The 24289-nt window shown below is 67.6% G+C and carries 22 protein-coding genes; 18 read left to right on the top strand and 4 right to left on the bottom strand.

Annotated features, from left to right (window positions below; all coding sequences use genetic code 11):
* Positions 1-5: 5 nt before the first annotated feature.
* Complete coding sequence (locus tag ASE31_RS30550) at positions 6-935, bottom strand: SMP-30/gluconolactonase/LRE family protein (RefSeq protein ID WP_057206995.1); 930 nt, start codon at positions 933-935, stop codon at positions 6-8.
* 131 nt (positions 936-1066) lie between these two features.
* Between ASE31_RS30550 and ASE31_RS30555 the strand changes: the two genes are divergently transcribed.
* Positions 1067-1864, top strand: coding sequence for an SDR family NAD(P)-dependent oxidoreductase (locus ASE31_RS30555; protein ID WP_057206997.1), 798 nt, complete (start codon positions 1067-1069; stop codon positions 1862-1864).
* 177 nt (positions 1865-2041) lie between these two features.
* Here the strand turns inward: ASE31_RS30555 and ASE31_RS30560 are convergent, their stop codons facing one another.
* A complete protein-coding gene (locus ASE31_RS30560; protein WP_057207000.1) occupies positions 2042-3004 on the bottom strand; it encodes a LysR family transcriptional regulator in 963 nt (320 codons plus the stop codon).
* A 118-nt stretch (positions 3005-3122) separates the two neighbouring features.
* On the opposite strand from ASE31_RS30560, the gene ASE31_RS30565 reads away from it, so the two are divergent.
* From ASE31_RS30565 to ASE31_RS30635, 15 genes are all read left to right on the top strand, one after another.
* Positions 3123-4574: an aldehyde dehydrogenase family protein gene (locus ASE31_RS30565; protein WP_057207002.1), complete on the top strand. Its 1452-nt coding sequence runs from the start codon at positions 3123-3125 to the stop codon at positions 4572-4574.
* A gap of 70 nt (positions 4575-4644) precedes the next feature.
* A complete protein-coding gene (locus ASE31_RS30570) occupies positions 4645-5610 on the top strand; it encodes an ABC transporter substrate-binding protein (RefSeq protein ID WP_057207118.1) in 966 nt (321 codons plus the stop codon).
* Between the two features lie 109 nt (positions 5611-5719).
* Positions 5720-6790: a multiple monosaccharide ABC transporter substrate-binding protein gene (gene chvE, locus ASE31_RS30575; RefSeq protein ID WP_057207004.1), complete on the top strand. Its 1071-nt coding sequence runs from the start codon at positions 5720-5722 to the stop codon at positions 6788-6790.
* A 99-nt stretch (positions 6791-6889) separates the two neighbouring features.
* On the top strand, positions 6890-8407 hold the full coding sequence (gene mmsA / locus ASE31_RS30580) for a multiple monosaccharide ABC transporter ATP-binding protein (protein ID WP_057207006.1): 1518 nt from the start codon (positions 6890-6892) through the stop codon (positions 8405-8407).
* A gap of 1 nt (position 8408) precedes the next feature.
* The gene (gene mmsB, locus ASE31_RS30585; RefSeq protein ID WP_057207008.1) at positions 8409-9635 is read left to right on the top strand and encodes a multiple monosaccharide ABC transporter permease; all 1227 of its coding nucleotides are present in this window, start codon (positions 8409-8411) and stop codon (positions 9633-9635) included.
* A gap of 6 nt (positions 9636-9641) precedes the next feature.
* On the top strand, positions 9642-11177 hold the full coding sequence (locus ASE31_RS30590; protein ID WP_057207010.1) for a sugar ABC transporter ATP-binding protein: 1536 nt from the start codon (positions 9642-9644) through the stop codon (positions 11175-11177).
* The gene (locus ASE31_RS30595) at positions 11170-12228 is read left to right on the top strand and encodes an ABC transporter permease (protein WP_057207013.1); all 1059 of its coding nucleotides are present in this window, start codon (positions 11170-11172) and stop codon (positions 12226-12228) included. Before ASE31_RS30590 ends, ASE31_RS30595 begins: the two co-directional genes overlap by 8 nt.
* A complete protein-coding gene (gene yjfF / locus ASE31_RS30600; protein ID WP_082604455.1) occupies positions 12225-13262 on the top strand; it encodes a galactofuranose ABC transporter, permease protein YjfF in 1038 nt (345 codons plus the stop codon). The genes ASE31_RS30595 and yjfF overlap by 4 nt, the downstream gene beginning before the upstream one ends.
* A 31-nt stretch (positions 13263-13293) precedes the next feature.
* Positions 13294-15027, top strand: a complete 1734-nt coding sequence (locus tag ASE31_RS30605; protein ID WP_057207016.1) for an IlvD/Edd family dehydratase — start codon at positions 13294-13296, stop codon at positions 15025-15027.
* A 19-nt stretch (positions 15028-15046) separates the two neighbouring features.
* On the top strand, positions 15047-15985 hold the full coding sequence (locus ASE31_RS30610; protein WP_057207018.1) for a dihydrodipicolinate synthase family protein: 939 nt from the start codon (positions 15047-15049) through the stop codon (positions 15983-15985).
* On the top strand, positions 15985-17010 hold the full coding sequence (locus ASE31_RS30615) for a 2-dehydro-3-deoxygalactonokinase (RefSeq protein ID WP_057207021.1): 1026 nt from the start codon (positions 15985-15987) through the stop codon (positions 17008-17010). Before ASE31_RS30610 ends, ASE31_RS30615 begins: the two co-directional genes overlap by 1 nt.
* A complete protein-coding gene (locus tag ASE31_RS30620) occupies positions 17007-17651 on the top strand; it encodes a 2-dehydro-3-deoxy-6-phosphogalactonate aldolase (protein WP_057207024.1) in 645 nt (214 codons plus the stop codon). Before ASE31_RS30615 ends, ASE31_RS30620 begins: the two co-directional genes overlap by 4 nt.
* 39 nt (positions 17652-17690) lie before the next feature.
* On the top strand, positions 17691-18839 hold the full coding sequence (gene dgoD, locus ASE31_RS30625) for a galactonate dehydratase (protein WP_057207026.1): 1149 nt from the start codon (positions 17691-17693) through the stop codon (positions 18837-18839).
* Positions 18840-18941: 102 nt separating this feature from the next.
* Positions 18942-19766, top strand: a complete 825-nt coding sequence (locus tag ASE31_RS30630) for a hypothetical protein (protein WP_057207028.1) — start codon at positions 18942-18944, stop codon at positions 19764-19766.
* Entirely contained in the window at positions 19763-22072 is a 2310-nt protein-coding gene (locus ASE31_RS30635) for an ATP-dependent DNA helicase (RefSeq protein ID WP_057207029.1), read from the top strand. The genes ASE31_RS30630 and ASE31_RS30635 overlap by 4 nt, the downstream gene beginning before the upstream one ends.
* Here the strand turns inward: ASE31_RS30635 and ASE31_RS30640 are convergent, their stop codons facing one another.
* Together ASE31_RS30640 and ASE31_RS30645 are read right to left on the bottom strand one after the other, a co-directional pair.
* Positions 22073-22834 carry an alpha/beta fold hydrolase gene (locus ASE31_RS30640; RefSeq protein ID WP_057207031.1) on the bottom strand — a complete coding sequence of 254 codons (762 nt, stop codon included), beginning with the start codon at positions 22832-22834 and terminating at the stop codon, positions 22073-22075.
* A 4-nt stretch (positions 22835-22838) separates the two neighbouring features.
* Complete coding sequence (locus ASE31_RS30645; RefSeq protein ID WP_057207034.1) at positions 22839-23852, bottom strand: M14 family zinc carboxypeptidase; 1014 nt, start codon at positions 23850-23852, stop codon at positions 22839-22841.
* Positions 23853-24011: 159 nt separating this feature from the next.
* Between ASE31_RS30645 and ASE31_RS32985 the strand changes: the two genes are divergently transcribed.
* Positions 24012-24143: a hypothetical protein gene (locus ASE31_RS32985; protein WP_255357714.1), complete on the top strand. Its 132-nt coding sequence runs from the start codon at positions 24012-24014 to the stop codon at positions 24141-24143.
* A complete protein-coding gene (locus ASE31_RS32315; RefSeq protein ID WP_179680731.1) occupies positions 24109-24276 on the top strand; it encodes a hypothetical protein in 168 nt (55 codons plus the stop codon). Before ASE31_RS32985 ends, ASE31_RS32315 begins: the two co-directional genes overlap by 35 nt.
* Positions 24277-24289: the final 13 nt, after the last annotated feature.

Below are 24289 nucleotides of genomic sequence, written 5' to 3' on the forward strand. Positions count from 1 at the left end.
AAGGGTCAACCGCCGAACAGATGGGCGGGCACGCCGGGGCTGTCGATCTCGATGGCAAACACGCTGCCGGCCAGCGGCTCGGTAGCAAGTTGCGCCGGCGTGAGACCCACCCGCGCGGTGGTGATGAACAGCGTGCGAAGGTCCGCCCCGCCAAAGGCGCAGGTGGTGACCTGGCTGGCGGGCAGCACCACGCGGCCCAGTTCCTCGGCCGTTTCGGGGTCGTGGCAGCTCACGCAGTGGCCGCCCCAGTGGGCGATCCAGATCCGGCCCAGGGCGTCGGTGGTCATGCCGTCGGGCAGGCCGTCCTCGGCACTGAAGCGTTTCCACATCTGCTTGTTGGACACGGTGCCTGCCACCGCATCGAAGTCGTAGCGCCAGGTGATGGAACTCAGCGTGTCGTTGAAGTACAGGCGCTGTCGGCCCTCCGCCATGGCCCAGGTGGGCCCGTTGGTCACCACGAAGCCCTCGTCGTGGCGCGTGCAGCGGCCGTCGGGGTCGTAGCGGTAGAGCGCACCGGTGGGCAGCTTGCAGTCAAAGTCCATGCTGCCGCCCCAGAAGCGGCCCTCGGCATCGCACTTGCCGTCGTTGAAGCGGTTGCCCGGCAGCTCGGCTGCGGGCTGGTGCAGGCAATGCGGGGCGCTGTCGGTGGCGGGGTCGAACAGCGCGAAGCCGCGCCGCAGGGTGATGATCAGACCGGGCGCGTCCCGGCGCTCGGCCAGGGCCGATATCTCTTCGTCGAAGCTCCACTGCGTCTGCAGGCCCGTGGCCGGGTCCAGCCGGTACAGGCGGCAGCCCAGGATGTCGAGCCAATACACCACCTGCTCCCGCACGGACCATACAAGCCCCTCCCCCAGCTGCGCATCGGATTCGACCACGCAGCGCAGGGGCAACGTGACGGTGGGGACGGGAAATCGCGACGCAGCGGACGCTGCCATGGGACTCTGGTTGCTCAAAGCTTGTCTCCTGTTTGTTGTTTACCTGCCTGCCTCTTGACGCCGGGCATCTTATCAACGTCAATTGATGCATGGAATGATTATTTTTGGAATTTTTTGATATACAAATTGCAATGACAACTGGTATCCATATCCCCTCCCAGCCCGCTGCGCTCGCCCACTTTCCGAGCTTGCAAGGCCGCTCGGTCTTCATCACCGGCGGCGGCAGTGGTATCGGCGCTGCCATCGTCGCCGCGTTCGCCGAACAGGGTGCGCGCGTGGCCTTCGTGGACGTAGCGCGCGAAGCCAGCGAAGCGCTGGCCCAACAACTCGTGGACGCAGGCCACGAGCGCCCGTGGTGGCAGGTGTGCGACGTGCGCGACATCGCCGCGCTGCAGGCGGCCGTGGCCGAGGCGGCAGGCGCACTCGGTGATTTCTCGGTGCTGGTCAACAACGTCGCCAGCGATGACCGCCACACGCTGGAGTCGGTCACGCCCGACTACTACGACGAGCGCATGGCCATCAACGAGCGCCCGGCCTTCTTCGCCATCCAGGCCGTGGTGCCCGGCATGCGCCGCCTGGGCGCGGGCTCGGTGGTCAACCTGGGCTCCACGGGCTGGCAGGGCAAGGGCGCAGGCTACCCCTGCTATGCCATTGCCAAGTCGTCGGTGAACGGGCTCACGCGTGGCCTGGCGCGCACGCTCGGCCAGGACCGCATCCGCATCAACACCGTCTCGCCCGGCTGGGTGATGACCGAGCGCCAGATCAAGCTGTGGCTCGACGCCGAGGGCGAGCAGGAGATCGCGCGCAACCAGTGCCTGCCCGACAAGCTGCGCCCGCATGACATCGCGCGCATGGTGCTGTTTCTGGCGTCCGATGACGGTGCGATGTGCACGGCGCAAGAGTTCAAGGTGGACGCCGGCTGGGTGTAATTCGGACCATCCCCCTGAGTCGCTTCGCGCCTTCACCCCTTCTCTCGAATGGCTGCGCCATTCGGGAAGGGGGACACCGCCAGCGCGGCGGGGCGGCCCTTGCGCGGCTGTCCTGGCCTAGGCTGCGACAGTACCGACCAGCCTTGGAATGAATGAGGTTCATTCAGAGGGCAGTACCTAGTCTCCGTTTTCGAGCCGACGCCCGTACTGCACCAGGCTGGTCTGCTTGAGCGCCTTCATCATCACCTTGGCGGCCGGCGACAGCAGGCGGTCGGTGCGGGTAATGATGCCGAAGGCATCCATGTGGCAGGGCATGGCCAGCGGCAGCACCGCCACCATGCCGTGCGATGCGTAGTAGTGCGCCACGTCGGCGCCGACCACGGCGATCATGTCGCTCTGCTGCAGCATGCGCGTCATGAACAGCAGGGCCGCCGTCTCCACCACGTTGACCGGCGGGGCCAGCCCCTCTTGCTGGAACATCAGGTCGAACCGGTGGCGCAGCACGCTGCCTGCGGGCGGCACGATCCAGCCGGCGGCCAGCACGTCACGCAGGGTCAGCCCGGCCATGCCCGACAGCGGATGGCCCGGTCGGGTCACAGCGCAGACCAGTTCCTCGCTCAGCGGCTCGTAGCGCAGGTTGGCCTTGTCGTGCTCTTCGAACAGGCGGCCCACGAGGATATCGAGCTTGCCCTGCTCCAGCCGGTCCATCAGCACCGGGCTGGTCTCGATGTCGAGCGAGATGCGCAGGCTCGGGTGCTCCTGCTTGACCAGGGCCACGGCGGCGGGCAGCAGGCTCAGGCCCGGCGAGGTGATGGCCCCGATGCCCACCTGGCCGAAATGCCCGGTCTTGAGGGCCGCCAGCTCCACATGCGCCTGGTTCAGGCTGGCCAGCGCCATGCGCGCGTGGCGGATCATGGTCTCGCCATACCAGGTGGGGCGCATGCCGCGGGGCAGGCGCTCGAACAGCGAGACCTCCAGCACGTCCTCCAGGTCCTTGAGCAGCTTGGACGCGGCCGGCTGCGTCATGCTGAGCACCTGGGCCGCGCGGTGGATGTTGCCCTCTTCGGCCAGGGCCACCAGCAAGAGCAGCTGGCGCGTCTTCAGGCGTGCGCGAATGAACCAGTGGTTGTAGGTGCTCATGGGGTTTTCCAGAATGCGTAGACGTATATCTATTTTGTCAAAAAAACTATTAGATTGATATCTAAATCGATCTTAGACTTTGCCGCACACCAGCACCAAGGTTCTTTCCAAGGTCCCCATGAAACTCGGCGATACGCAGCAAAACCCCCGGCACCTGATCAATGGGCGCTGGGAGATCGGCACCACCACCGGGGTGAGCACCAACCCGTCGGACACCCGTGAGGTGGTGGCCGAGTACGCCCGGGCCGACCGCAACCAGACCGAGCGCGCCATCCGCGCCGCCGCCGACGCCCTGCCCCACTGGAGCCAGAGCAGCCCCCAGCGGCGCGCCGACGTGCTCGACCACATTGGCAGCGAGCTGTTGGCGCGCAAGGACCAGCTCGGAACCCTGCTGGCCCGCGAGGAGGGCAAGACCCTGCCCGAGGCCGTGGCCGAGGTGGCCCGCGCCGGCCAGATCTTCAAGTTCTTTGCCGGCGAGGCGCTGCGCATTCCGGGTGAGCTCATGGCCTCGGTGCGCCAGGGCGTGCAGGTGGACGTGACCCGCGAACCCGTGGGCGTGGTCGGCATCATCGCGCCCTGGAACTTTCCGTTTGCGATCCCGGCCTGGAAGATCGCCCCCGCCCTGGCCTATGGCAACACGGTGGTGTTCAAGCCGGCCGAGCTGGTGGCGACCTGCGGCTGGGCGCTGGCCGAGATCATCAGCCGCTGCGGCCTGCCGGCCGGCGTGTTCAACCTGCTCATGGGCAGCGGCCGCGAGGTGGGCCAGACCCTGGTGGACCACCCACTGGTGAATGCGATCAGCTTTACGGGATCGGTCGATACCGGAGAACGCATCCTCCAATCCGCCACGGCGCGCCGTGCCAAGGTGCAGCTGGAGATGGGCGGCAAGAACCCCCTGGTGGTACTGGCCGACGCCGACATGGAACAGGCCATCGACTGCGCGCTGCAGGGCTCGTACTTCTCCACCGGCCAGCGCTGCACGGCATCGAGCCGGCTGATCGTCGAAGCCAGCGTGCACGATGCCTTCGTGGACCGGCTGCGCCAGCGGCTCGTGGCCCTAAAGGTGGGCCATGCGCTGGAGCGCGGCACCGAGATGGGCCCGGTCGCCGATGCCAGCCAATTGGAGCAGAACCTCTCTTATGTGGAGATCGCCCGGAGCGAGGGCGCCCAGCATGTCTGGGGCGGCGAGCGGCTCGAGCGCGCCACGCCCGGGCACTACATGGCCCCGGCGCTGTTCCTGGCCAAGCCCGAGCACCGCATTGCGCGTGAGGAGATCTTCGGCCCGGTAGCCTGCGTGCTGCGCGCCGATGACTACGAGCATGCGCTGGCACTGGCCAATGACACGCCCTACGGCCTGTGCGCGGGCATCTGCACCACCTCGCTCAAGCACGCCATGCATTTCAAGCGCAACGCCGTGGTCGGCATGACCATGGTCAACCTGCCCACGGCGGGGGTGGACTTCCATGTGCCCTTTGGCGGGCGCAAGGATTCCAGCCACGGCCCGCGCGAGCAGGGCCGCTATGCCGCCGAGTTCTACACCACCGTCAAGACCGGCTACATGCTGGCCTGAAGCGTTGGTTCTTTCCCCCGCAGTCGCATCGCATTTCACAACAGCGTCAACAACAGACAGGAGACAAATGATGAAACTGAACCGCCGGACCCTCGTATCCGCCCTTGCCTGCGCCCCCGTGGCCGGGCTGCTCCCGGGCGCCGCCTGGGCCCAGAAACCCATCGTGCTGGGCTTCAGCCAGGTGGGTGCCGAGAGCGAGTGGCGCACCGCCAATACCGAGTCGATCAAGTCCGCCGCCAAGGAGGCCGGCATCGAGCTCAAGTTCTCCGACGCGCAGCAGAAGCAGGAGAACCAGATCAAGGCCATCCGCTCCTTCATCGCGCAGAAGGTGGACGTGATCGCCTTCTCGCCGGTGGTCGAGTCGGGCTGGGAGAACGTGCTGCGCGAGGCCAAGGCCGCCAAGATCCCCGTGGTGCTGACCGACCGCTCGGTCAACGTCAAGGACCAGTCGCTGTACGTGACCTTCATGGGCTCGGACTTCGTGGAAGAAGGCCGCAAGGCCGGCCGCTGGCTGGTGGACAAGATGAAGGACCAGAAGGGCGACGTCAACATCGTCGAACTGCAGGGTACCGTGGGCTCGGCCCCGGCCATCGACCGCAAGAAGGGCTTCGAGGAAATCGTCAAGGCCGACCCCAAGTTCAAGATCCTGCGCTCGCAGACCGGCGACTTCACGCGCGCCAAGGGCAAGGAGGTGATGGAAGCCTTCCTCAAGGCCGAGGGCAAGAAGATCAACGTGCTCTACGCGCACAACGACGACATGGCCATCGGCGCCATCCAGGCCATCGAAGAGGCCGGCATGAAGCCCGCCAAGGACATCACCATCATCTCCATCGATGCGGTCAAGGGCGCCTTCGAGGCCATGATCGCCGGCAAGCTCAATGTGAGCGTGGAATGCAGCCCCCTGCTGGGCCCGCAGCTGATGACCGCCGTCAAGGACATCAAGGCCGGCAAGGCGGTGCAAAAGCGCATCGTGACCGAGGAAGGCATCTTCCCGATGGAAGTGGCCGCCGCGGAGTTCCCGAAACGCAAGTATTGATGCCGCTGCTGCCGGTGTAGAGCCGGCAGCACGGCAGGAGGCCGGCCCCGCGCGCCACAGGAGGTGTACGAGGGCCGGGCAGAAAACCAGAAAAACAGGAGACAAATTGATGAAACGCACCATTTTCAAGACCGTACTGGCCACCGTGGCCCTGGCCGCCATGGGGGCCGCACCGCTGGCACTGGCCCAGGACAAGGGCAGCATCGGCATCTCCATGCCCACCAAGTCCTCGGCCCGCTGGATCGCCGACGGTGACAACATGGTCAAGGTGCTCAAGGAGCGCGGCTACAAGACCGACCTGCAGTACGCGGACGACGACATCCCCAACCAGCTCGCGCAGATCGAGAACATGATCACCAAGGGCGCCAAGGTGCTGGTGATCGCCTCCATCGACGGCACCACCCTCTCGCGCGTGCTGCAGAGCGCGGCCGACAAGGGCGTGAAGGTCATCGCCTATGACCGCCTGATCAAGGGCTCGAAGAACGTGGACTACTACGCCACCTTCGACAACTTCCAGGTCGGCGTTCTGCAGGCCAGCTCCATCGTCGACAAGCTGGGCTTGAAGCAGGGCAAGGGCCCGTTCAACATCGAACTCTTCGGTGGCTCGCCCGACGACAACAACGCCTTCTTCTTCTACGACGGCGCCATGAGCGTGCTCAAGCCCTACATCGACAGCGGCAAGCTGGTGGTGCGCAGCAAGCAGCTGGGCATGAACAAGGTGGGCACGCTGCGCTGGGACGGCTCGGTGGCCCAGGCCCGCATGGACAACCTGCTCTCGGCCTACTACGGCAAGGACAAGGTGCACGCCGTGCTCTCGCCCTACGACGGCCTGTCCATCGGCATCCTGTCGTCCCTGAAGGGCGTGGGCTACTGCACGGCGCAGCAGCCCTGCCCGGTGGTGAGCGGGCAGGATGCCGAAATCCCCTCGGTCAAGTCCATTCTCAAGGGTGAGCAGTTCTCTACCGTGTTCAAGGATACGCGCGAACTGGCCAAGGTGGCCGCCAACATGGTGGACGCCACGCTCTCGGGCAAGCAGCCCGAGATCAACGACACCAAGACCTACAACAACGGCGAGAAGGTGGTTCCGTCGTACCTGCTCAAGCCGGTGTCGGTCGATGCGTCCAACTGGAACGCGGTGCTGGTGGGCAGCGGCTACTACAAGGAATCTCAAGTCAAGTAACCCAGGCCTGGGCCAGGGGAGGCAGCGCATCTCCCCTGGTACCAGGGCCACGTGAGACAACAGAGGAAGCCCGCAGCGCTTCCTGCACGAGCCCAGTCCATGATTCTTGAAATGCGGAACATCCGCAAAACCTTCCCCGGCGTGGTCGCACTCAACCAGGTGAACCTGAACGTGCGCGCCGGCGAGATCCACGCCATCGTCGGCGAGAACGGCGCGGGCAAGTCCACGCTGATGAAGGTGCTCTCGGGCGTCTACCCGCACGGCAGCTACAGCGGCGAGATCGTCTTCGAAGGCCAGGAGCGCCAGTTCGGCGGCATCCGCGACAGCGAGCACCTGGGTGTGATCATCATCCACCAGGAACTGGCGCTGGTGCCGCTGCTGTCCATTGCCGAAAACATCTTCCTGGGCAACGAGACGGCGCGCCATGGCGTGATCGACTGGATGGCCGCGCACAGCAAGGCCCAGGCCCTGCTGAAAAAGGTGGGGCTCAAGGAGTCGCCCGAGACCCTGGTCACCCACCTGGGCGTGGGCAAGCAGCAGCTGGTGGAGATTGCCAAGGCGCTGTCGCGCCAGGTGCGCCTGTTGATCCTGGACGAACCCACGGCCAGCCTCAACGAGAACGACAGCCAGGCGCTGCTGGACCTGCTGCTGGAGCTCAAGAAGCAGGGCATCACCTGCATTTTGATCTCGCACAAGCTCAACGAAATATCGCGCGTGGCCGATGCCATCACCGTGCTGCGCGACGGCAGCACGGTCGAGTCGCTCGACTGCCGCACCGGCCTGGTCAGCGAGGACCGCGTGATCAAGGCCATGGTGGGCCGCGAGATGGCCGACCGCTACCCGCCGCGCCAGCCCGACATCGGCCCCACCGTGTTCGAGGTGCGCAACTGGCACGCCCACCACCCGCAGCACGCCGAGCGCGAGGTCATCAAGGGCGTCGACCTCTCTGTGCGCCGCGGCGAGATCGTCGGCATCGCCGGCCTCATGGGCGCGGGCCGCACCGAACTGGCGATGAGCATCTTCGGCAAATCCTGGGGCCAGCGCATCAGCGGCCAGGTGCTGCTGAACGGCCGGGAGATCGACGTCGGCACGGTGGAGAAGGCCGTGCACCATGGCCTGGCCTACGTCACCGAGGACCGCAAGGGCAACGGCCTGGTGCTCAATGAAGACATCCAGTTCAACGTCTCGCTGGCCAACCTGGGCGGCATCTCCACCGCCACGGTGATGGACCATGGGCGCGAGCACCAGATCGCGCAGGACTACCGGCGCAAGTTGCGCATCCGCTGCTCGGGCGTGGACCAGAAGACCGTGAACCTCTCGGGCGGCAACCAGCAGAAGGTGGTGCTGGGCAAGTGGCTCTTCACCAACCCCGAGGTGCTGATCCTCGACGAGCCCACGCGCGGCATCGACGTGGGTGCCAAGTACGAAATCTACACCCTGATCGCCCAGATGGCGGCCGAAGGCAAGTGCGTGATCGTGATCTCGTCGGAGATGCCCGAGCTGCTGGGCATCACGGACCGCATCTACGTGATGAACGAGGGCCGATTCGTCGCCGAAATGCCGACCGCAGAAGCCTCGCAAGAAAAGATCATGCGCGCGATCGTGAAAGCCAGTTGAGATGACCCCAATGACCCCCTCCCCCACTGCCACCCTCGCCAATCCTGCCGAGGCTGCCGCCCGCAACGACAAGCCGCTGCTGGAACACATCAAGCACAACTTCCGTGAATACGGCATGCTAATCACGCTGGTGGCCATCATGGGCTTCTTCCAGTACATGACCGACGGCACGCTGATGCAGCCGCTCAACCTGACCAACCTGCTGCTGCAGAACAGCTACATCGTGATCATGGCGCTGGGCATGCTGCTGGTGATCGTGGCCGGGCACATCGACCTGTCGGTGGGCTCGGTCTGCGGCTTCATCGGCGCGCTGGCGGCGGTGCTGATGGTGGAGTACCACTGGCACTTTCTGCCCGCATCGCTGGTGTGCCTGCTGTGCGGCGGCATCATCGGAGGGCTGCAGGGCTGGTTCGTGGCCTTCTCGCGCATTCCGTCCTTCATTGTCACGCTGGCGGGCATGCTGGTGTTCAAGGGCCTGGCGCTGGCGCTGCTGGCCGGGCAGTCGGTGGGGCCGTTCCCTGCAGAGTTCCAACTGCTCAGCTCGGGCTTCATCCCGGACCTGTTCAGCGTGGAGGGGCTCAAGCTCACCTCGCTGCTGCTGGGCGTGGCCGTGGCGGTTGCACTGGCGGTGGCTGGCGTGCGGGCGCGGGCCAACCGGGTGCGGCACGGCGTACAGGCCGAGCCGCTGGCGTTCTTCGTGGCGCGCACGGCGGTGTTCGCGGCGCTGCTTGTCTATTTTGCCTACCTGCTCGCATCGTACAAGGGCCTGCCCAATGTGCTGGTGGTCATGGCGCTGCTGATCGTGCTGTTCGACTTCGTCACCAGCCGCACCACCATCGGCCGGCGCATCTACGCCATGGGCGGCAACGAGAAGGCCGCCAAGCTCTCGGGCATCAAGACCGAGCGGCTGTCTTTCTACGCCTTCATCAACATGGGCGTGCTGGCCGCCCTGGCCGGCTTGGTGTTCGCCGCGCGGCTGAACACGGCCACGCCCAAGGCGGGCCTGGGCTTCGAGCTCGACGTGATCGCCGCCTGCTTCATCGGCGGGGCCTCGGCCTCGGGTGGCGTGGGCAAGGTCATGGGCGCGGTGATCGGCGCCTTCGTGATGGGCGTGATGAACAACGGCATGTCCATCCTGGGCATCGGCATCGACTACCAGCAGGTCATCAAGGGTGTGGTGCTGCTCGCAGCCGTGCTCGTCGACGTCTACAACAAGAACAAGGCCTGAAAGCCCATGGACGTGTCCACCGGTCACCCCCTGGCTCCCGTGCTGGAACTCACGGGCATCCACAAGCATTTCTCGGGCATCCCCGTGCTGCGCGACGTGCAGCTCAACCTGTACCCGGGCGAAATCCACGCCCTCATGGGGCAGAACGGCGCGGGCAAGTCCACGCTGATCAAGGTGCTCACCGGCGTGCTCGAAGCCAGCGGCGGGCAGATGCGCCTGGCCGGCCAGGCCGTGTGGCCCGATTCGCCGCTGGCCGCGCAGCGCCTGGGCATCAGCACCGTGTACCAGGAGGTCAACCTCTGCCCCAACCTGTCGGTGGCCGAGAACATCTTTGCTGGCCGCTACCCGCGTTGCGGCATCGCCCAGGGCTTTCGCATCGACTGGGCCACGCTGCACCAGCGCGCGCGCGATCTGGTTGCGCGCATCGGACTGTCCATCGATGTCACGCGACTGCTCTCGGACTACCCGGTGGCCGTGCAGCAGCTGGTGGCCATTGCCCGGGCGCTGAGCATCGAGGCCAAGGTGCTGATCCTGGACGAACCCACCTCCAGCCTGGATGACGACGAGGTGCAAAAGCTCTTCGAGGTGCTGCGCCGGCTGCGCGGCGAGGGTCTGGCCATCGTCTTCGTGACCCATTTCCTGAACCAGGTGTATGCCGTTTCGGACCGCATCACGGTGCTGCGCAACGGTGCCTGGGTGGGTGAATGGGCCGTGGGTGACCTGGGCCCGCAGGCCCTGATTGCCGCCATGCTGGGGCGCGAGCTGGCAGCGCAGTGCACCGAGCCACCGGTGATCCCCGTGTTCGACGACGCGGCGCAGGCCCTGCTGGAGGCGCAAGGCCTGGGCCAGAGCGGGCAGTTGCAGCCCATCGACCTCAAGGTGCGAGCCGGCGAGGTGGTGGGCCTGGCGGGCCTGCTGGGATCGGGCCGCACGGAGCTGGCACGGCTGCTGTTCGGTCTGCAGGCGCCCGACAAGGGCGTGCTGCGCATCGATGGCCGTACCGTCACCTTTTCCAATCCCATGGATGCGATCCGCGCAGGCCTGGCCCTGTGCCCCGAGGAGCGCAAGACCGATGGCATCGTCGCCGAACTCTCGGTGCGCGAGAACATCGCCCTGGCGCTGCAGGCGCGCATGGGCATGGGCCGTTTTCTGTCGCGAGCCGAGCAGACCGCGATTGCGGAGCGCTATGTGCAGCTGCTGGGCATCAAGACCACCAGCGTGGACACGCCCATCGCCCTGCTCTCGGGCGGCAACCAGCAAAAGGCGATCCTCGCGCGCTGGATGGCCATCGAGCCGCGCCTGTTGATCCTGGACGAGCCCACGCGCGGTATCGACGTGGCGGCCAAGCAGGAAATCATGGAGCAGATCCTGTGCCTGGCCGATGCCGGCATGGCGGTGGTTTTCATCTCCTCCGAAATGAGCGAAGTGGTGCGCGTGGCGCACCGCATCGTGGTGCTGCGCGACCGCCGCAAGGTCGGCGAGCTGCCTGCAGGCAGCAGCGAAGAAGCCGTGTACGAACTGATTGCCGCCGAAAATGCCTGACGCACCCTCCCCCTCCTCTTCTCTGCTGGCCGCTGCGCTGCGCCACCGGCTCACCTGGCCGCTGGTCACGCTGGCCCTGCTGCTGGCCGTGAACACGGCCTTCAACGCGAGCTTTCTGCACATCGAGTGGCGCGATGGCCACTTCTACGGCAGCCTGGTCGACATCCTCAACCGTGCGGCACCCCTGGCGCTGGTGTCGCTGGGCATGACCATGGTGATCGCCACGCGCGGCATCGACATTTCGGTGGGCGCGGTGGTGGCCATCGCCGCCGCCGTGGGCGCCTGGATGATCGGCGGCTCGGTCTCGGGCGGCGAGAGCCGCTTTCCCCTGCCGCTGGCCATCCTGGGCGCCATCGGCGTGGCGGCGCTGTGCGGGCTGTGGAACGGCCTCCTGGTGGCCAAGGTGGGCATGCAGCCCATCATCACCACGCTGATCCTGATGGTGGCCGGCCGGGGCATTGCCCAGTTGATCACCGACGGGCAGATCATCACCATCTACTACGCGCCCTTCTTCTTCCTGGGCGGGGGCTACCTGCTGGGCCTGCCGTTTTCGCTGTTCGTGCTGGCCGCCGTGTTTGCCGGGCTGTATCTGGCCGTCACGCGCACGGCACTGGGCCTGTTCGTCCAGGCCGTGGGCATCAACCCCACGGCGGCGCGCGTGGCCGGCGTGCAGTCGCGCCGCCTGGTCGTGGCGGCCTACACCTTCTGCGGCGTGTGTGCGGGCATCGCCGGCCTGCTCATCAGCTCCAACGTGAAGAGTGCCGACGCCAACAATGCCGGCCAGATGCTGGAGCTCGACGCCATCCTGGCCGTGACGCTGGGCGGCACGGCACTGACCGGCGGGCGCTTCAGCCTGGTGGGCAGCGTGATCGGCGCGCTCATCATCCAGACGCTGACCTACGCCATCTACTCGCTGGGCGTGCCGCCCGAGATCAACCTGGTGGTCAAGGCCGTGGTGGTGTTCATCGTGATGCTGCTGCAGTCGCCCGACTTCCGCGCGCAGATCGGCGCCCTGGTGCGCCGGCCCGCAGCCGGGGGAGCCCTGTCATGAGCGGCGGACACAGCCCTGCCCTGGATGTGGCACCCGCCGCCGACGCGCCAACACAACGCCCTGTTTCTCACAGCATGCGCCTGAACCCCAAGTACCTGCCGCTGGCGGCCACCATCGCGCTGTTCGTGGCCATGGCCACGGCGGGCTCGGTGCTCTACACCGGTTTCTTCTCGGCCCAGGTGTTCCTCAACCTGCTGATCGACAACGCTTTCTTGATCATCGTCGCGGTGGGCATGACCTTCGTTATCCTCTCGGGCGGCATCGACCTGTCGGTGGGCTCCGTGGTGGCGCTGACCACCATGGTGCTCGCCAGCCTGGTGGAGCACCACCACTGGAGCCCCCTCGCGGCGATACCGCTGGTGCTGCTCATGGGCACGGTGTTCGGCGCTTTCATGGGCTTTCTGATCGAGCGCTTTCGGCTGCAGCCCTTCATCGTGACGCTGGCCGGCATGTTCCTCGCGCGCGGCCTGTGCTACCTGATCAGCATCGACTCGATCAGCATGTCCGACGAGGCCTATTCCGCGATGGCGCAGTGGCGCCTGGAACTGTGGGAGGGTGCCTCGCTCTCGCTGGGCGCGCTGATCGCCATGGCTGTGCTGCTGGCCGCCATCTTCGTCGCGCACTGCACGCCGTTCGGCCGCAACGTGTATGCCGTGGGCGGCAACGAGCATTCGGCCGTGCTCATGGGCCTGCCGGTGCGCGCCACGGTGATCGGCGTGTACACGCTTTCGGGCCTGTGCTCGGCGCTGGCCGGCGTGGTGTTCACCTTCTACATGCTGTCGGGCTACGGCCTGCACGCCACGGGCATGGAGCTCGATGCCATCGCCGCCGTGGTGATCGGCGGCACCCTGCTCACAGGCGGCGTGGGCTACGTGGCCGGCACGCTGTTCGGCGTGCTGATGCTCGGAATCATCCAGACCCTGATTTCCTTCGACGGCACGCTCAGCTCGTGGTGGACGCGCATCGTCGTCGGCGTGCTGCTCTTCGTCTTCTGCCTGCTGCAGCGCCTGCTGACGCACCGCAGCTCCAAGTGACCCCGCATCTCCCTCTCCCCCAAAAACAACCATGACCACCTCCCCGCGCAAGCTTCGCTCCGCCGAATGGTTCGGCACCGCCGACAAGAACGGCTTCATGTACCGCAGCTGGATGAAGAACCAGGGCATCCCGGACCATGAATTCGACGGCCGTCCCATCATCGGGATCTGCAACACCTGGTCCGAACTCACGCCCTGCAACGCCCACTTCCGCAAGATAGCCGAGCACGTCAAGCGCGGCATCTACGAGGCGGGGGGCTTCCCGGTCGAGTTCCCGGTGTTCTCCAACGGTGAATCCAACCTGCGCCCCACGGCCATGCTCACGCGCAACCTGGCCAGCATGGACGTGGAGGAAGCCATTCGCGGCAACCCCATCGACGCGGTGGTGCTGCTGGTCGGCTGCGACAAGACCACCCCTGCCCTGCTGATGGGGGCGGCCAGCTGCGACGTGCCGGCCATCGTGGTCACGGGCGGGCCCATGCTCAACGGCAAGCTCGATGGCAAGGACATCGGCTCGGGCACGGCCGTGTGGCGGCTGCACGAATCGCTGAAGGCCGGCGAAATCAACGAGCACCAGTTCTTCGCGGCGGAAGCCGGCATGTCGCGCTCGGCCGGCACCTGCAACACCATGGGCACAGCCTCCACTATGGCCTGCATGGCCGAGTCGCTGGGCACCTCGCTGCCGCACAACGCGGCCATACCGGCCGTGGACTCGCGCCGCTATGTGCTGGCGCACATGTCGGGCCGGCGCATCGTGGAGATGGCGCACGAGGGGCTCACGCTCTCGAAGATCCTCACGCGCGAGGCGTTCGAGAACGCCATCCGCACCAATGCGGCCATCGGCGGCTCGACCAACGCGGTGATCCACCTCAAGGCCATCGCTGGCCGCATCGGCGTGCAGCTGGACCTGGAGGACTGGACGCGCATCGGCCGCGGCACGCCCACGCTGGTGGACCTGCAGCCCTCGGGCCGCTTCCTGATGGAGGAGTTCTACTACGCGGGCGGCCTGCCTGCCGTGCTGCGCCGCCTGGGCGAGAACGGCCTGCTGCCCCACCCCGGCGCGCTCACCGTCAACGGCAAGAGCCTGTGGGACAACGTGCGCGAGGCACCGCAGTACAACGACGAGGTGATACGCCCGATAGACAACCCGCTGATTGCCGACGGCGGCATCTGCATCCTGCGCGGCAACCTGTCGCCGCGCGGCGCGGTGCTCAAGCCCTCGGCGGCATCGCCCGAACTGCTCAAGCACCGGGGGCGTGCCGTGGTGTTCGAGAACCTGGAGCACTACAAGGAGCGCATCGTCGATGAAGACCTGGACATCGACGCCAGCTGCGTGATGGTGATGAAGAACTGCGGCCCCAAGGGCTACCCCGGCATGGCCGAGGTGGGCAACATGGGCCTGCCCCCGAAGCTGTTGCGCCAGGGCGTGAAGGACATGGTGCGCATCTCCGACGCGCGCATGAGCGGCACGGCCTACGGCACGGTGGTGCTGCATGTGGCGCCCGAGGCGGCTGCGGGGGGCCCGCTCGCCGCCGTGCGCGACGGTGATTTCATCGAACTCGACTGCGAGCAGGGCCGCCTGCACCTCGATATCAGCGACGAAGAGCTGGACGCACGCCTGGCCGCGCTGGCCAATACCGACATGGGCGGGCGCGGCGGCTACCAGCGCCTGTATGTGGACCATGTTTTGCAGGCCGATGAGGGCTGCGACTTCGACTTCCTCGTCGGCTGCCGGGGTGCTGCCGTACCGCGCCACTCGCACTGAACATTGACCTGTAGACCCCATGCCTGCAACCTCTATCCCCACATCTCCCCGCTACCGCGGCATCTTCCCCGTGGTGCCCACCACCTTTCATAAGGACGGAACGCTGGACATCGAAAGCCAGAAGCGCTGCCTCGACTTCATGATCGACGCTGGCGTGGACGGCCTGTGCATCCTGGCCAACTTCTCCGAGCAATTCTCGCTGTCGGACGCCGAGCGCGAAACGCTCACCCGCCTGTCGCTGGAGCATGTGGCCGGCCGCGTGCCCGTGATCGTCACCACCACCCACTACGGCACCCACGTATGCGCCGAGCGCAGCCGCGCCGCGCAGGACATGGGCGCCGCCATGGTGATGGTGATGCCGCCCTACCACGGCGCCACCTTCCGCGTGCCCGAGGCGCAGATCTACGAGTTCTATGCCCGGGTGTCGGATGCCATCACCATTCCCATCATGGTGCAGGACGCGCCGGCCAGCGGCACCGTGCTCTCGGCCCCGTTCCTCGCGCGCATGGCGCAGGAGATCGAACACCTGGCCTACTTCAAGATCGAAGTGCCGGGCGCGGCCAGCAAGCTGCGCGAGCTGATCCGCCTGGGCGGCGCCGCCATCGAAGGCCCCTGGGATGGCGAGGAAGCCATCACCCTGCTGGCCGACCTCGACGCTGGCGCCACCGGTGCCATGACCGGCGGCGGCTTTCCCGATGGCATACGCCCCATCCTCGAGGCGCACCGCCAGGGCGATGCCGACCAGGCCTTCGCGCTCTACCAGCGCTGGCTGCCGCTCATCAACCACGAGAACCGCCAGGGCGGCATCCTCACCGCCAAGGCGCTGATGAAGGAAGGCGGCGTGATCGCCAGCGAGGCCGGCCGCCACCCCTTCCCCGCCATGCACCCCGAGGTGCGCCGGGGGCTGATCGACATCGCGCGCCGGCTCGACCCGCTGGTGCTGCGCTGGGCGCGGTAATGACGAGCAACACCGCCCTTTCCAACGGCGCGGCCGCCCTGATCGGCCTGGACTGGGGCACCAGTTCGCTGCGCGCCTTCCGCTTCGATGCGGCTGGCACCGTGCAGGAGATGCGCCAGCGCCCCTGGGGCATCATGAACCTGCCCGTCGCAGCCAATGGCCAGGCCCACGCGACCCAAGGCGCTGCTTTCGAGCATGCCTTCGACGATGTCTGTGGCGATTGGGTGCGGGCCCATCCCGGCATCCCAGTTCTGGCCTGCGGCATGGTCGGCAGCGCCCAGGGCTGGCGCGAAGCCCGCTACCTCGAATCGCCCGCCTCGCTGGACCACCTGGCGCGTGGGCTCACCGTGGTGGCACACAGCGCGGGCCCCCGCGTGCACATCGTCCCCGGCCTGCTCCAGCGCGGCGATCTGCCCAACGTGATGCGCGGCGAAGAGACGCAGGTGCTGGGCGTGATGGCGGCCTCGGCCCTGCCGGGCGATGCCCCGGTGCTGATCGGCCTGCCCGGCACGCACAGCAAATGGGTACTGGCGCGCCGCCGCTCCATCGAACAGTTCCACACCTTCATGACCGGTGAGGTGTTTGCGGCGCTGCGCGGACACACCATCCTCGGGCGCACCATGCAGCCTGCCGAGGCGCCCGACGACGCAGCGTTTGCGCGCGGCCTGCAAGTGGCGCGCTCGGCAGAGGCCTCGCTGGGCCTGCTCTCGCACATCTTCAGCACGCGCACGCTCGGGCTCACGGGCGCGCTGTCCGGCACGGCCCAGGCGGACTACCTCTCGGGCCTGCTGATCGGCCACGAAGTGGTCGCACTGGCGGCACAACAGGCGCCAGGCGCCGCGCACGCACACGTGGTGCTCTGCGGCGAGCCCGACCTGTGCCGGCGCTACGCCCTGGCCCTGGCCGCCTACGGCTTGCCGGCGCCCGAAATGGCCGACAACGCCACCGCGCGGGGGCTGTGGCAGATCGCCACCGCCGCCGCGCTGGTGACCCCTACCGACACACAAGCTGCACGATGCGCATGACTCCTTCCGACCTTCTTTCCGCCTCCATGCAGCGCTGCGGCCTGGTCGCCATCCTGCGCGGCGTATCGCCCGCCGAAGTGGTACCCATCGGCCAGGCGCTCTGCGAGGCCGGCTTTCGCATCATCGAGGTGCCGCTCAACTCGCCCGAGCCGCTGGCCAGCATCCGCGCGCTGCGCGACGCGCTACCGGCCGAGGTGCTGATCGGCGCCGGCACCGTCATCCGCCCCGAGGACTGCGCCGCCGTGGCCGCGGCCGGCGGGCAGATCGTGGTCATGCCGCACAGCGATGCGGCGGTGATCCGCGCCGCCAAGGCGGCCGGCATGGCCTGCGCACCGGGCGTGGCCACGCTGACCGAGGCCTATGCGGCGCTGGCAGCCGGGGCCGATGCCCTCAAGCTGTTCCCCGCCGAGGCGCTGGCTCCCGCCGTGCTCAAGGCCTGGCGTGCCGTGCTGCGCCCGCCGGTTGCGCTGCTGCCCGTGGGCGGCATCACGCCCGAGGGCATTGCGGCCTATGCCGCAGCCGGTGCCAGCGGCTTCGGCCTGGGCTCGGCCCTGTACAAGCCCGGCGACAGCGCGGCGGACGTGGCGCGCCAGGCGGCTGCGTTCATGCAGGCCTGGCGCCAGTCCTACGCCACCTCCTGACCGATCGACCCTATTCCCCTTTCCGACGAGCCGACTTCCATGAAGATCACCCGACTGACCACGTTCCTGGTGCCACCGCGCTGGTGCTTTCTGAAAATCGAGACCGACGAGGGCATCGTCGGCTGGGGCGAGCCCGTGCTCGAAGGCCGGGCCCACACCGTGGCGGCCGCCATCGAGGAACTGGGCGACTACCTCATCGGTAAAGACCCGCGCCACATCGAGGACCACTGGACGGTGCTCTACCGCGGCGGCTTCTACCGGGGCGGCGGCATCCACATGAGCGCACTGGCCGGCATCGACCAGGCACTGTGGGACATCAAGGGCAAGGCCCTGGGCGTGCCCGTGTCCGAACTGCTCGGCGGCTGCGTGCGCGACCGCATCAAGGTCTACAGCTGGATCGGCGGCGACCGGCCCGGCGAGACTGCGGCGGCAGCCAAGGCGGCCGTGGACCGAGGCTTCACGGCGGTGAAGATGAACGGCACCGAGGAACTGCAGTACGTGGACAGCTTCGACAAGGTGGAAAAGTGCCTGCAGAACGTGGCCGCCGTGCGCGAGGCCGTGGGCCCCAACGTGGGCATTGCCGTGGACTTCCACGGCCGCGTGCACAAGCCCATGGCCAAGGTGCTGTTCAAGGAGCTCGACCCGTACCGGCTGATGTTCATCGAGGAGCCCGTGCTCAGCGAGCACTACGAGGCCCTGAAGGAACTGGCGCACCTCTCGTCCACCCCCATCGCGCTGGGCGAACGGCTGTACTCGCGCTGGGATTTCAAGCGTGTGCTGTCCGAGGGCTATGTGGACATCATCCAGCCCGACCCCTCGCATTCGGGCGGCATCACCGAGACACGCAAGATCGCCAGCATGGCCGAGGCCTACGACGTGGCCCTGGCCCTGCACTGCCCGCTGGGGCCGATTGCGCTGGCCGCCAACCTGCAGCTCGACGGCGTCTGCTACAACGCCTTCATCCAGGAGCAGAGCCTGGGCATCCACTACAACGCCAGCAACGACCTGCTCGACTACGTGTCCAACGGCGAGGTGTTCGCGTACGAGGACGGCATGGTCGCCATCCCCCAGGGCCCGGGCCTGGGCATCGAGGTCAATGAAGCCTATGTGCGGGAACGTGCTGCAGAAGGCCACCGCTGGCGCAACCCGGTGTGGCGCCACAAGGATGGCAGTTTCGCGGAGTGGTGAGCTTCCCGGCGGTGTAACAACACCGTGAAGACGTGACGGCAGGGGCGAAAGGGAGGAAAATACTGTAATTACAATCAGTGTTTTGAAGAATCCCCGAGCCCCATGACGGCGCTGACCATCACCCGCTTCCACCGCACCCGCCTGATGCAGATCTGGCGCTCGGCCGGCTGGCCCTGCAAGGATGCGCTGGAGATCGACCTGCTGGCTGCGCAGTTGGTCGCCCTGCACACCTCGCCCGAGGGCTTCGAGACGCTGAAGCTCACCGAGGACGGCATCCGCACCCTGGCCGAGGCGCGCCAGCGCGGCGTGCGCGCCCTGAGCGCGCACGACCGGCTGGGCCAGAAGTTTGCCGCGCACCTGCTGGCCTCGGGCCGCATCGTCTGGCGCGAATTGTCGCTGCGCGCCGTGATCGAGGGTGCGGCCCCGGAAACTGCGCCGCTGACTCCGGCAACCAGCAACCCGCTGTGGAGCGAGGACACGCCTGCGAGCCTCAAGGCCGCCAACGTCTGGCGCATGGCACGGCCGGACCTGTTCTCGGTGCGCAACACCACGGTGCCGGCCTACCTGCAGCCCATGGTGCACGAGATCAAATACAGCCGCGCCGATCTGCTCTCGGACCTGCGCCACGACGCCAAGCGCCAGGCCTACCAGTGGCTGTGCGAGGAGTGCTACTACGTGTTCCCGGCTGGCGTGGCCGAGCCCGGCGAGATCCCTGAGCACTTCGGCATCTGGGTGCTGCACGGCGGGCTCGACGATGGCCGCTTCGAGCTACTGCGCCCCGCGCGCCATGCCAGTTGCGCCCTGCCTTTCGCGGTGTGGATGGCCCTGTGCAAGGCCACGCCGCTGCGCAGCGAAGACGAACTGGCGCAGGCCCACCTGGGTGAGCCGGCTGCAGACGACCTGCCTCCCTGTACCGAGGCCCCATGACCTATACCGTGGCGGTGCGCGAGCTGTGCGAGTTCACCGCCAAGCAGGGCAACCTGGACCTGCGCTTCACGCCCGCCCCCACGGCCCTGGAGGGCATGGCCGGCCATGCCGTAGCTGCCGCGCGCCGGGGCGACGGCTACCGCACCGAGGTGGCGCTGGCCGGCAGCTACAAGAGCCTGCGTGTGCGCGGCCGGGCCGACGGCTTCGACCCGGCGCATGCACGGCTCGACGAGGTCAAGACCTTCAAGGGCCGGCTCGACCGCCAGCCCGCATCGCACCGCGCCCTGCACTGGGCCCAGGCGCGCATCTACGGCTGGCTGCTGTGCGCGCAGGAGGGGCTTGAACACATCGACCTGGCGCTCGTGTACTTCGACATAGCCAGCCAGAAAGAGACGGTGTTCACCGAGCGCCGCAGCGCGACCGAGCTGCAGCAGCATTTCGAGGAGCAGTGCGAACGCTTTCTGGCCTGGGCCGAGGCGCAGGTGGCGCACCGCGCTGCGCGCGATGTAGCTCTCACCGCCCTGGCCTTCCCGTTCGGCGGCTTTCGCACCGGGCAGCGCCCGCTGGCCGAGGCGGTGTACAAGGCCGCGGGCGCCGGGCGCTGCCTGATGGCCCAGGCGCCCACGGGCATCGGCAAGACCATGGGCACGCTGTTCCCGCTGCTCAAGGCCGCGCCCACGCAGCGGCTGGACAAGGTGTTCTTCCTTGCGGCCAAGACCTCGGGCCGGCAGACGGCCCTGGACACCCTTGCGCGCCTGGCCGACAGCGCACCCGCCCTGCCGCTGCGCGTACTGGAGCTGGTGGCGCGCGACAAGGCCTGCGAGCACCCCGACAAGGCCTGCCACGGCGAGTCCTGCCCGCTGGCCCAGGGCTTCTACGACCGACTGCCGGCCGCACGCGCCGCCGCACTGCGGCCTGGCGCCGCGGGTGAACGCATCACCCTGCACCAGGCCGAGGTGCGCAGTGCCGCGCTGGCGCACCAGGTCTGCCCCTACTACCTGAGCCAGGAGCTGGCGCGCTGGGCCGACGTGGTGGTGGGCGACTACAACTACTACTTCGACATGGGCGGCCTGCTGCACGGCCTGGCCCAGGCCAATGGCTGGCGCACGGCGCTGCTGGTGGACGAGGCCCACAACCTCGTGGACCGGGGCCGCAAGATGTACACCGCCGAGCTGCGTCCCGACAGCCTGGCCCTGGCGCGCAAATCCACCAGCGCCACCCGCTACCCCGCCGTCAAGAAGGCGCTGGACAAGGTGCGCCGCGCCTGGGTGGCGCTGGACAAGCAGCAGGCTACCGCCTATGCGGTGCATGAGGCCTTTCCCGAAGACCTGCTCACCGCGCTGCAGCACTGCGGCAACACCCTCACCGACCACCTGGCCGAGCACCCGGCAGAGCCCGATGCCGCCCTGCAGGCCTTCTACTTCGATGCCCTGCACCTGGTGCGCATGGCCGGGCTGCTCGACGCGCACTCGCTGGTGGACATCACCCAGCCCACGGCCCCGGGCCTGCCCCAGGCCGCCCGGGCGCCCGGCAGCTCCACCCTGTGCATCCGCAACCTGGTGCCCGCACCCTTCCTCGGGCCGCGCTGGGAGGCCGCGCACACCAGCACGCTGTTTTCTGCCACGCTGCAGCCTGCGCGCTACTACACCGACCTGCTGGGTCTGCCCGAGGACCACCTGGCCATCGACGTGGAGTCGCCGTTCCAGGCCGCCCAACTGACGGTGCAGGTGGCGCGCCACATCTCCACCCGCTACCCCGACCGCAAGGCCTCGCTCGCGCCCATCGTGGCGCTGATGGCGCAGCAGTTCACCGAGCGGCCGGGCAACTACCTGGCCTTCTTCAGCAGCTACGAATACCTGCAGCAGGCAGCCACGATGCTGGCCGAGCGCCACCCCCACCTGCCGCACTGGAGCCAGTCGCGGCGCATGCTCGAATCGGAGCAAAAGCAGTTCCTTGCGCGCTTCACCGACACCAGCGAGGGCATCGGCTTCGCGGTGCTGGGCGGCGCGTTCGCCGAAGGCATCGACCTGCCGGGCCGGCGCCTGATCGGCGCCTTCCTGGCCACGCTGGGCCTGCCGCAGGTCAACCCCGTCAACGAGCAGGTCAAGGAGCGCATGCAGGCACTTTTTGGCGAGGGTTACGACTACACCTACCTCTACCCTGGCCTGCAGAAGGTGGTGCAGGCTGCGGGCCGCGTGATCCGCACGCCCAGCGACGAGGGCGTGGTGCACCTGATGGATGACCGGTTCGGCCGGCCCGAGGTGCGCGCGCTGCTGCCGACCTGGTGGGCGCACGCCACGCGCTGATCAACTCCTGGCCCAGCCTGCCACCTGTGTGGCCACCCACGCCGGGTCATCCAGCGGCAGGTCGTGCCCGGCCCAGGGGTGCAGCGCCAGCGGGCAAGCCCAGGCGCTGGCGATGGCCTGAGAGCACTGGCTGCTCACCAGGCCGTCCTGGGTGCTGGCCAGCAGCAGCATGCGGTCCACAGGGCATGTGCGCGGCGCCCGGTAGCGTGCAGCGGCCAACAGTTGCCGCAGGGCATTCGACGAAGACACGGGCCTTTGCGCGCGCGCGTCCACCCAGTCGGCCACCACGGCCGCACGCTCCTGCGCACGGTTGCTGGTGAGCCGCAGCACGGCGGACTCCGCTGCAAGCGGGGTGGGCGCCATCAGCACCTCGCGCAGCAGCGCGACATAGTTGCGCGGCCGCAAGCGCCGGTAGAAAGGGCTGAAGGTGCCGAAGCTGGTGTTGATGAGCACGCAGCCCTGCACCTCGGCCGGGGCGGTGCGCGCCCACTCGGTGGCCACCATGGCACCGAGCGACATGGCCAGCAGGTGGTGCGGCCCGGTGACGCCGCGCTGCGCCAGCTCTGCACGGCATTCGGCCACCATGGCCTCAACCGACAGCGGGCTGGGGCGTGCATGCCGCTGGCCATTGCCCGGCAAGTCCAGCATCAGCACCTCGGCGCCCGGCATCGCCTCCCTGAAGGCGTCCGCGAACCCGCCCCAGTGCACGGCCTCGCGTGTGAGGCCGCGCAGAAAGATCCAGCGGGTGGGCCCGTGCTGCATGCCGTCAGTACCAGAACGCCAGTGCATCGGCGCGGCGCTGCACGCGCGCCTCGGGCACGGGCACCCAGCGCTGGTGGCTGCCCGCCGCGCGCGAGAGAAAGTCGAGCAGCGGCATGTGCCGGCGCAGCACGCGCTGCAGGCGGTGGTTGATCAGCGGGTTGAAGATGCCCTTGCGCGAGAACAGCTGGCGCGGGTTTTTCTTGATCCAGCGCCACGAGCCCATCTCCAGCGTCAGCGGCAAAAAGGTGCGCGTGGGGTCGTTGCAGGCCTGCATGTACAGGTGGTCCCACAGGTCGCCGTGCGTGAGGTACTGCGCGCTCTGCGGTTCGATGATGTAGGGGTGGTAGGCATGCGCCTGCAGAAAGATCTCGTGCAGCGCATGCAGCTCCGGCAGGTGGGCAATGGGCTTCTTCGTGTGCGCGAACGGAAACCACAGCCGGTCGCTGATGCCAAAGCCCGAGTGGCAGTCCAGCGCGATGCTGAAGGGGCGCGAGAGCAGTTCGTCGTGCACCACCTCGCACAGGGCCCGGCTCTCGGCCTCCATGGGCGCACCCGGTTTGCCGCGGTACCAGGGCAGGCCCGCGCTCAGGCGCTGGCCGCCGATGAGGAAGGGCACCCGGTCCAGTGCGTCGACCGGGGCGTTGCGCATCAGGTCCACCCCATTGGGGTTGGCCCGGGTGGCGGCCCACATGCCGCCCGGGTTCACGATGGGCATGAACACCAGGCGCACCTGCTCTAGCTGCTGGTTCAGGGCCAGGTCCCAGGGCAGGCGCGTCACCACGTTCTGCAGGTAGGCAATCACCACCTCGGCGCCGATGCCTTCGAGCCCGTGAATGCCGCCGAAGAAGCCCATGGCCGGCGCGCTGCGGTCCGGGTTGCCCAGGCTGATGGCGTGGATGGGAAAGCGCTCGCCGGAGGGCATCTCCACGGTATGCACCACCCGGGCGTCCAGGCGGTCGCCGCCCTGGTCGATGATCTTTTGCAGCGCCGCAAGTTCGGGCAGAACGGTGTCTGGCACGGTGGTGGTTGTCTCTGGCAGCGAAAAACAGCCAGCATAGCGCCCGCAGCCCCCTGCGCCAGGGTCTTTGCGCAGGCCTGTTGCGATTGCCACACTGACGCAAAACCGTCACACGGCAACGCTATCTTGGGGGAGCTTCACACCACCCAGGAGGTCACCATGCTCTGGAAATTTCTCGGATTGCAGCGGTTGTTCGACGAGCTCTTGGACGAGAGCTGGTTCTCCTTCGACCTTCCTGACAACGACTGCTTCTTCCATGACGAACCGCTCCCGCTCTCCGCGCAGGATTGAACCGCTGCGCACCGTGGCGCTGTTCGGGATCATGGGCTGCGCGATGGCCTGGGGCCTGGTGGAGCTGTTCGCGCTGCAGCGCTCGCGCTACCACGCCTGGCGCGAACGGCACCACACAGCCCTGCCCCGTTGATATCGCGCTGACA

Source organism: Acidovorax sp. Root217, assembly GCF_001428645.1.
GTDB lineage: Bacteria > Pseudomonadota > Gammaproteobacteria > Burkholderiales > Burkholderiaceae_C > Acidovorax.

Coding starts and splice junctions, on each gene's coding strand:
- ASE31_RS30550 (WP_057206995.1), bottom strand. CDS start 935: ATGGCAGCGTCCGCTGCGTCGCGATTTCCCGTCCCCACCGTCACGTTG.
- ASE31_RS30555 (WP_057206997.1), top strand. CDS start 1,067: ATGACAACTGGTATCCATATCCCCTCCCAGCCCGCTGCGCTCGCCCAC.
- ASE31_RS30560 (WP_057207000.1), bottom strand. CDS start 3,004: ATGAGCACCTACAACCACTGGTTCATTCGCGCACGCCTGAAGACGCGC.
- ASE31_RS30565 (WP_057207002.1), top strand. CDS start 3,123: ATGAAACTCGGCGATACGCAGCAAAACCCCCGGCACCTGATCAATGGG.
- ASE31_RS30570 (WP_057207118.1), top strand. CDS start 4,645: ATGAAACTGAACCGCCGGACCCTCGTATCCGCCCTTGCCTGCGCCCCC.
- chvE (WP_057207004.1), top strand. CDS start 5,720: ATGAAACGCACCATTTTCAAGACCGTACTGGCCACCGTGGCCCTGGCC.
- mmsA (WP_057207006.1), top strand. CDS start 6,890: ATGATTCTTGAAATGCGGAACATCCGCAAAACCTTCCCCGGCGTGGTC.
- mmsB (WP_057207008.1), top strand. CDS start 8,409: ATGACCCCAATGACCCCCTCCCCCACTGCCACCCTCGCCAATCCTGCC.
- ASE31_RS30590 (WP_057207010.1), top strand. CDS start 9,642: ATGGACGTGTCCACCGGTCACCCCCTGGCTCCCGTGCTGGAACTCACG.
- ASE31_RS30595 (WP_057207013.1), top strand. CDS start 11,170: ATGCCTGACGCACCCTCCCCCTCCTCTTCTCTGCTGGCCGCTGCGCTG.
- yjfF (WP_082604455.1), top strand. CDS start 12,225: ATGAGCGGCGGACACAGCCCTGCCCTGGATGTGGCACCCGCCGCCGAC.
- ASE31_RS30605 (WP_057207016.1), top strand. CDS start 13,294: ATGACCACCTCCCCGCGCAAGCTTCGCTCCGCCGAATGGTTCGGCACC.
- ASE31_RS30610 (WP_057207018.1), top strand. CDS start 15,047: ATGCCTGCAACCTCTATCCCCACATCTCCCCGCTACCGCGGCATCTTC.
- ASE31_RS30615 (WP_057207021.1), top strand. CDS start 15,985: ATGACGAGCAACACCGCCCTTTCCAACGGCGCGGCCGCCCTGATCGGC.
- ASE31_RS30620 (WP_057207024.1), top strand. CDS start 17,007: ATGACTCCTTCCGACCTTCTTTCCGCCTCCATGCAGCGCTGCGGCCTG.
- dgoD (WP_057207026.1), top strand. CDS start 17,691: ATGAAGATCACCCGACTGACCACGTTCCTGGTGCCACCGCGCTGGTGC.
- ASE31_RS30630 (WP_057207028.1), top strand. CDS start 18,942: ATGACGGCGCTGACCATCACCCGCTTCCACCGCACCCGCCTGATGCAG.
- ASE31_RS30635 (WP_057207029.1), top strand. CDS start 19,763: ATGACCTATACCGTGGCGGTGCGCGAGCTGTGCGAGTTCACCGCCAAG.
- ASE31_RS30640 (WP_057207031.1), bottom strand. CDS start 22,834: ATGCAGCACGGGCCCACCCGCTGGATCTTTCTGCGCGGCCTCACACGC.
- ASE31_RS32985 (WP_255357714.1), top strand. CDS start 24,012: ATGCTCTGGAAATTTCTCGGATTGCAGCGGTTGTTCGACGAGCTCTTG.
- ASE31_RS32315 (WP_179680731.1), top strand. CDS start 24,109: ATGACGAACCGCTCCCGCTCTCCGCGCAGGATTGAACCGCTGCGCACC.